Annotated in this window: 7 protein-coding genes; 1 reads left to right on the top strand and 6 read right to left on the bottom strand. The window is 46.0% G+C overall.

Going from position 1 to position 7,204, the window contains the following annotated elements; genetic code table 11:
* Positions 1–62: 62 nt before the first annotated feature.
* From ACTSEZ_RS15005 to nfsA, 6 genes are all read right to left on the bottom strand, one after another.
* The gene (locus tag ACTSEZ_RS15005) at positions 63–884 is read right to left on the bottom strand and encodes a PRD domain-containing protein (protein ID WP_369735008.1); all 822 of its coding nucleotides are present in this window, start codon (positions 882–884) and stop codon (positions 63–65) included.
* A 363-nt stretch (positions 885–1,247) separates the two neighbouring features.
* The gene (locus tag ACTSEZ_RS15000; RefSeq protein ID WP_369735007.1) at positions 1,248–1,778 is read right to left on the bottom strand and encodes a chromate transporter; all 531 of its coding nucleotides are present in this window, start codon (positions 1,776–1,778) and stop codon (positions 1,248–1,250) included.
* Entirely contained in the window at positions 1,775–2,338 is a 564-nt protein-coding gene (locus tag ACTSEZ_RS14995; protein WP_369735139.1) for a chromate transporter, read from the bottom strand. Before ACTSEZ_RS14995 ends, ACTSEZ_RS15000 begins: the two co-directional genes overlap by 4 nt.
* A 14-nt stretch (positions 2,339–2,352) precedes the next feature.
* A complete protein-coding gene (locus ACTSEZ_RS14990; protein WP_369735005.1) occupies positions 2,353–3,963 on the bottom strand; it encodes a gamma-glutamyltransferase family protein in 1,611 nt (536 codons plus the stop codon).
* Between the two features lie 208 nt (positions 3,964–4,171).
* Positions 4,172–4,834, bottom strand: coding sequence for a type 1 glutamine amidotransferase domain-containing protein (locus ACTSEZ_RS14985; protein WP_369735004.1), 663 nt, complete (start codon positions 4,832–4,834; stop codon positions 4,172–4,174).
* Positions 4,835–4,881: 47 nt separating this feature from the next.
* Positions 4,882–5,631 (bottom strand): oxygen-insensitive NADPH nitroreductase, encoded by a 750-nt coding sequence (gene nfsA, locus ACTSEZ_RS14980; RefSeq protein WP_369735003.1) that lies wholly within the window; start codon positions 5,629–5,631, stop codon positions 4,882–4,884.
* Positions 5,632–5,901: 270 nt separating this feature from the next.
* Here nfsA and ACTSEZ_RS14975 point away from each other — a divergent pair, with 270 nt between their 5' ends.
* Complete coding sequence (locus tag ACTSEZ_RS14975) at positions 5,902–7,176, top strand: YjiH family protein (RefSeq protein WP_369735138.1); 1,275 nt, start codon at positions 5,902–5,904, stop codon at positions 7,174–7,176.
* The last annotated feature ends 28 nt before the right edge of the window (positions 7,177–7,204 follow it).

Below are 7,204 nucleotides of genomic sequence, written 5' to 3'. Positions count from 1 at the left end.
GATATGAAGTTAGATAATACGCTTTCATTGTAGGGGATGAAAACCCTCCGGTCAAGAAAAAACTATTCGCTCAGCCTCTGAATATGGAGAGTAATATATCCCATTTCAGATTCTGGAAACTGCATGCCGTATTCCTTTTTCAAGTAGTCCGCTATTTTCTCAGAACAAGCATAGGCGAAGCTGTAGGTTTTCTGAATCATCTGCAGCATCTCCCTGTCCATCACGTGGAATTCTTCGTTCTGCTCAAGACGGTTTAAAGCAAATCTCAAATGCGTCAGCAGACGCTGATAAGATATGGAGTCCTTGCTTAAGCTCACATTGAAGTGACCCTCAATGATATCGATTGATTCCTGGATAATGGCCGTGTGCCTGATTGTCTCTTTCATGTCTGCAGCGTCGAGTTTCGCTGTATGAATGTGAAGAGCAATGTGGCCTGCCTCATCCTCAGGAAGAGAGATTCCAAGCTTTTCTTCTGCCCGTTTAATCGCCCACTGTCCGATTTCAAATTCGTTTTTATAGAGCACTTTAATTTCACTGAGCAGCTTATTGTGGATGGTGTAGCCGTTTTGAATCCGTTCGACAGCAAACGATAAGTGGTCCGTCAAAGCAATGTGGATATGATTGCTCAGCGGAGACATCAATCGGCCCTCTGCGTAGCTGATAATTTCTTCGGCAAGCTCAATGTGCTCTTCCGGAACCATCTGCAGCAGCTGCTGGAACTTTTCATTTTCTTCCTTCATTACAAAGATCTTCTCCACTTTGCTTTTTGGAATGATGTCATTTTTCTTTTTTTGAAAAGCTATTCCCGGTCCCATGACAATTTTCTCCTGGTCCCCGTCCCGGACGACAGCAGCATTATTGTTCAAAACTTTATAAATTCTCACGTGACACGACCCTCTCCTGCTAATAGTCTCTTTATCATGACAAAAATGACGAAAAATCTCAAATTTCATCATTCTGTGTAAATATCTTGTAAACGTTTTTAAATTTTTTGTCAAATTATAAGATATTCACACGATTTTCCACACTTCGACACAAGTTATCAACAGAAGTTATCAACATATCCACAATTTCTATCCACATTTTGTGTGGGTACAACTGTTCGCCACTATATATATAGAGTCCCGAACTTTATTCACAGGGGTGTTGATAACCCAAATTGCTATTGTGAATGATTTAAAATTGATGCAAATCGGAGCTGTTTGTGCGCCTCTCTCAAAATCCAAAAAGGCAGAAAAAGGGGGCTCCTATGACAGGAACACCCCTCCGTACACAAGCGCACCCGCAATCACGTAAGCAGGGTGCACCTTCCATTTCTCCAAAAGCAGCAGACTGATGATAAACAGGAAAAGTGTGTGCCAAATGCCTGATCCTTTTGCGGAGTTATCCAAAAACTGATACGTCATCACACCGAGCATCACAGCGATGACAGGTCTGACAACCGCCGAAAGACGCTTAACCTGAGGAGATTCCTTGTATTTCATCAGAATGTTCAAAAGAACCAGCATGAGAATCAGCGAAGGGGCAATGGTAGCAAAAAGCCCGACTGCGGCTCCAAGCCATCCGCCCTGCTGATAGCCGATCAGGCCGGCCATTTTCGTGGCAATCGGACCAGGCAGCGCATTCCCGATAGCCAGTGTTTCACTGAATTCATTCACCGATTGCCATTCGTAGCGGTCGACCACTTCTTTTTCAATTAATGGAATGGAAGCCGGTCCCCCGCCGTATCCGAGGATGCCGGGCAGGAAGAAGGCAAGAAAGATGTGAATATAAATCATGATGGCATCCCCTTTTCATCTGATTTCCGCCGGGGTTTATACAGCACAGCCCACAATAGGAGGACACCGATCAAGATGCCCGGGTGAAGATGAAAAACCTCCATCAGAACCAATGCTGAGCCCATTAAAAGAACCGTCTTAATCACACCGTATGACTGGGAGGATTTTTTTGAAAAGTCCCATGTAAGTGTCAGCAGCATCACAGCTACAACCGGCAAAACGGCCTGTGACATTCCTTTGACCCAAGTTTCATCTTTATACGCATTCAGTGTCGTAAGCAGCAGAATCATCAGAACGACTGTCGGCAAGGCCGTGGCAAGGACCGCATTCAGCATGCCGGCCACCCCTCCGACACGGTACCCGATATAACCGGCCATTTTCGTTGCAATCGGCCCGGGAAGTGTGTTTCCGAGGGCCAGAACATCGGAAAATTCGTCGTCATCCATCCATTTAAATGTCGTGACCACTTCCTTGTGGACAAGTGGAATTGTGGATGGTCCTCCGCCAAATCCGAGCATGCCGGACCTGAAAAAGGCGATGAATATATTCCGCTGTCTGATCAGCGGCGTCTCTTTTACCACGATGCAACGACCCCGTCTGCTCTGGATTCTGTTCCGCCGGACAGCACGCCCGTTTCAGGATCTCTCCATATAATCTGTCCGCGCCCAAAAGCTCCTTTATCAACAGCAACCTGGATCTGGTGGCCTTTTCTCGCGAGAGCCTGCGCTAGATGGGAAGGAAAATGCGGCTCTACAAGCACCTTTTTCCCCTCCATCCACTGCCAGCGCGGTGCATCGAGTGCAGCCTGCGGATGAAGACCAAAGTCAATGGTATTCATGACAACCTGCATATGCCCCTGCGGCTGCATATAGCCCCCCATTACACCAAAGGGCCCAACCGCCTCATTCCCTTTCGTCAAAAATCCCGGAATAATCGTATGATACGTCTTTTTGCCGGGCTTCAGGGCATTAGGGTGCGTTTCATCAAGGGAAAAATCATGCCCGCGGTTCTGCATCGAAATGCCGGTACCCGGAATGACCACACCTGAACCAAACCCCATATAATTGCTCTGAATAAACGAAACCATGTTTCCTTCCCCGTCAGCAGCGGCTAAATAGACTGTTCCGCCTTTAGCAGGTTCATAGGCGGAAGGCTCCACAGCATGCTCGTTGATCTCTGCGCGGCGCTGCTCTCCGTAAGCATCACTAAGCAGTTCTTCTGTGGTGATTTTCATCTCTTTCGGGTCCGTTATGTATGCTTTTCCATCTGTAAATGCAAGCTTCATGGCTTCTATTTGTTTATGATAGGTTTCCAGACTGTCTTTTTCACGGATATCAAACCCTTTTACAATATTTAAACCAAGCAATGCGACAAGACCCTGTCCATTAGGCGGGATTTCCCAGACATCATAGCCCTTGTAGCGGACGGAAATCGGGTCCACCCACTCAGCTTCATAGGAAGCGAGATCCTCTTTCGACAAGTAGCCGCCCTGTTCCTGAATAAACGAACTGATTTTTTCCGCCAGGTTTCCCCGGTAAAAACTTTCTCCTTCTGTTTCGGCTATTTCCTTAAGGGTGGCAGCATGTCCAGGCGAGCGCCATACTTCTCCAATTTTCGGAGCACGGTGATCAGGTGCAAACGTCTCGAACCACGCTTCAAATTCAGGACCGGAAAGAGTACGCTTAAATTTATCATACGCCAGTGACCAGTATTTCCCTAGGATTGGCGTGAGCGGATATCCTTCTTCAGCATAGCTGATTGCAGGGGCCAGCACTTCCTGCAGGGGCAGTCTCCCGAATCTCTTTGACAGCTTCGCCCAGGCAGACGGCGCACCGGGAACGGTGATTGGAGTCACTCCATAGACAGGCATTTCAGTATGCCCTTTTGCTTTAACGGCTTCGATGGACAGAGAAGACGGTGCAGGACCGCTTGCGTTTAATCCGTACAGACTGCCATTCGTCCATACGAGAGCGAATGCATCTCCGCCAATCCCGTTTGAGGTTGGTTCAAGGACAGTGAGTGCTGCCGCTGTCGCAATAGCCGCGTCAATGGCATTTCCTCCTTTTTTCAGTATATCGAGCCCTGCCTGTGCAGCGAGAGGCTGCGAAGTGGCAACCATCCCTTTTTTTGAAAAGACCGTTTGCCTTTCAGACGGGTATGGATGGTACAGATAATCAAACTTCATAAGTAACCTCTCCTTATTTGACAACGCATATTATGTCGTTTCTCTAAAGTATATCTGAAAACGTTAAATATTCAATCTATTAAGCCTTTCTGTATCATCCGCTATAAATCGATTTTAAGTATCATTTTCTGCGTTTCACGTGAAACAATCTTCACCAAAATGATGCTTTTTATAACAGAAAAATCCGGCAGGAATCTGCCGGATCCGGTTATTTCGATAAAACTTTTACAAATTCTTTCGCTGTGTTTACGCTTGACTGCGGATTTTGTCCGGTCACAAGCTTGCCGTCTACTTCTGTATGGTCAGTGAATTTAGGGGCTCTGATAAATTCGGCTCCAAGATCGACTAATTTTGATTCAAGCAAAAACGGCATATACTGATCGAGCTTTGTATCTACTTCTTCTTCGTCTGTAAATCCTGTCAGGCGCTTTCCTTCTACTAAAGGCTTTCCGTTTGAAAGAACGGGACCCACAAGTCCGGCTGGTCCGTGGCATACTGCACCGATGACTTTATCGCTCTCGGCGAAATGCACCAGGAGCTCCTGCAGTTTTTTGTTGTCCGGAAAATCAAACATCGTCCCGTGGCCGCCTGGAAGGAAAATTCCTTCATACTCTTCGCCGTTTACTTCATCAAGATGGACCGTTTGCTTCAAAATCTGTCTTGCTTCCTGCCACTGATCCTCATTCACGCCCTCTAAGCTGTTCGGGTCAAGCGGAACGTTCCCGCCTTTCGGACTCGCCGCTGTCACTTCATATCCGTTTGAAGTAAACTCTTCATACGGCTCTGCAAATTCAGAAAGCCAAAGGCCTGTTTTATGCTCATCGGTTATTTTATCTGCTGTTGTCACGACTGTAAGAATTTTTTTTGCCATGTTTACCGCTCCTTTTAAAAATGTCATTCGCAGTAAGTTTTCCCGGCTTATCTTTTATTAAACCCTTTTGTTTCCGTAAACTCTTTCATGTACATTCTCGTCGGCTTGGAAAGCATGGAAGCCATTTGACCTGTCCATGTATCGCTGCGCTTCCCCGAAGTCCGCTCGCGGTAATACTCCGAAATAAGCTCGTTATACTCTTTCAGCTCTTTTTTATAGACATTCTCATCCGTTTCATACACATCTTCATGATAAACATGCTCTAAATGAATTCTCGGTTTTTTATCCGGATTTTGTGCCGGATATCCGACAGCGAGTCCAAATAGCGGCAGCACTCTTTCAGGGGTTTTGAGGAGCTCAGACACTTCTTTAAGGCTGTTTCTCAAACCTCCGATGTAGACGGCTCCAAGCCCCATGGATTCAGCAGCAATAACGGCATTCTGAGCTGCAAGAGCTGCATCAATGACGGCGACCATGAACTTTTCCGTACTTTCTAGCGATTCGTCAAGACTGACACCTTCCATTTCCGCAAGCACATCATGCCTGTGCAAATCCGCGCAAAAAACAAAGAAGTGACCGTTCTCTTCCACATACGGCTGATTGCCGGCAAGCTCCGCAAGCTTCTTCTTCATTTCCGGATTCTTGACTCCAATAATAGAATAAGCCTGGATGAAGCTTGATGTGGATGCAGCCTGAGCGCTTTCGACGATCGTCCGAATTTGTTCAGTGCTCAGCGCTCTGTCTTCGAATTTTCTGATTGACTTGTGTGACAGCAGGGTTTCAATGGTCTGGTTCATAGGATCCATCTCCTTTTTGTTCGTTTTTCTTATCTTACCTAAGTTTCACCTTTTTTGCAGATACTAGGCTTAGTGAATACTTTTACAGGGTAAAAAAAGGAGAAAATACAGGAAATTTGCTTAAAGGCATTGGCTTTTCTGCCTGTTTGCATTAAAATAACACAGGTTACATAAATATGTACTTTTACGTAAGGAGCATCTGAATTGACTTCACAGACGAAAAACACACTAAAATTTATTTTCCCTTCCCTGCTGGGAATTCTTTTATTTATGGTTCCAATCAGCTATAAAGGCGAAGTGACCATTCCAATCGCCATCTTTTCCGGAATGCTGCAGAAGGCTCTTGGCCCGTCGCTTCCGGCGGTCATGACTGTTATCATTATCCTGACACTTATCGGGACACTTGCAGCCAAATGGATGAAACCGGACTTCGTTGCAAAGAGCCCGTTCTTTACAACTTTGTTTGATGTTCCGGTTATCTGGGTGATTGCACGTGTACTTGGCGCCATTTTCGCCGTGCTTACGCTTTTTAAAGCAGGCCCGGAATGGATCTGGTCTGAAAACACCGGAGGACTTCTGCTTAACGATCTGCTTCCGATTTTGTTTTCTGTTTTCTTTTTTGCAGGGCTGCTTCTGCCTCTGCTTTTAAATTTCGGACTGCTTGAACTTTTCGGTTCACTGCTTGCTAAATTTATGAGACCTGTTTTTAAGCTTCCCGGCAGATCTTCTGTCGATTGTGTCGCTTCCTGGCTCGGAGACGGAACCATCGGCGTGCTGCTGACAAGTAAACAGTATGAAGAGGGCTTTTATACGAAGAGGGAAGCTGCCATAATCGGAACAAGCTTTTCTGTGGTTTCCATTACATTCAGCCTTGTCGTGATTTCTCAGGTTAACCTGGGTCATATGTTTGTGCCTTTTTATCTGACAGTCACATTTGCAGGAATCATTGCAGCTCTTGTACTTCCGAGAATACCTCCGCTTTCTGTAAAAGCAGATACGTATTACAACGGACAAGAGGAACAAATTTCAGAAGCCGTGCCTGAGGGCTATACGCCATTCAGCTGGGGGTATAAACAGGCGCTTAAAAAAGCAGAGGAAAATAAAAGCACAGCAGCCTTTTTCCAGGACGGCGCGAAAAACATTCTTGATATGTGGATGGGTGTAGCCCCGATTGTTATGGCTCTTGGAACCATTGCGCTGGTCGTTGCTGAATTCACGCCTGTTTTTGACTGGCTTGGCATGCCGTTTATTCCGCTGCTTGAACTGATGCAGATACCAGAAGCACAGGAAGCATCAAAAACACTTGTAGTCGGATTTGCCGACATGTTCCTTCCAACTGTTCTCGCTGCCGATATTACAAGTGAGATGACCCGGTTCATTATTGCCTGTGTATCTGTCACACAGCTTATCTATATGTCTGAAGTGGGCGGACTGCTGCTCGGATCTAAAATTCCGGTATCATTTAAGGATCTCGTGATTATTTTCCTGCTCCGCACGCTGATTACACTGCCGGTGATTGTCGGTATTGCTCATATATTGTTTTAAAATCGTTAAAAGACCGTCTGGAATCTCC

Origin of the sequence: Metabacillus mesotrionivorans, from assembly GCF_052171315.1 — a bacterium.
Classification (GTDB): Bacteria; Bacillota; Bacilli; order Bacillales; family Bacillaceae; genus Bacillus_P.
The sequence above is the reverse complement of the archived record's forward strand: the minus strand, read 5'-3'. Positions and strand labels throughout refer to the sequence as shown.

Bases quoted from the DNA above. Each gene is read 5' to 3' on its own strand.
- ACTSEZ_RS15000 (WP_369735007.1), bottom strand. From the start codon at position 1,778: ATGATTTATATTCACATCTTTCTTGCCTTCTTCCTGCCCGGCATCCTC.
- ACTSEZ_RS14985 (WP_369735004.1), bottom strand. From the start codon at position 4,834: ATGGCAAAAAAAATTCTTACAGTCGTGACAACAGCAGATAAAATAACC.
- nfsA (WP_369735003.1), bottom strand. From the start codon at position 5,631: ATGAACCAGACCATTGAAACCCTGCTGTCACACAAGTCAATCAGAAAA.
- ACTSEZ_RS14975 (WP_369735138.1), top strand. From the start codon at position 5,902: ATGGTTCCAATCAGCTATAAAGGCGAAGTGACCATTCCAATCGCCATC.
- ACTSEZ_RS14990 (WP_369735005.1), bottom strand. From the start codon at position 3,963: ATGAAGTTTGATTATCTGTACCATCCATACCCGTCTGAAAGGCAAACG.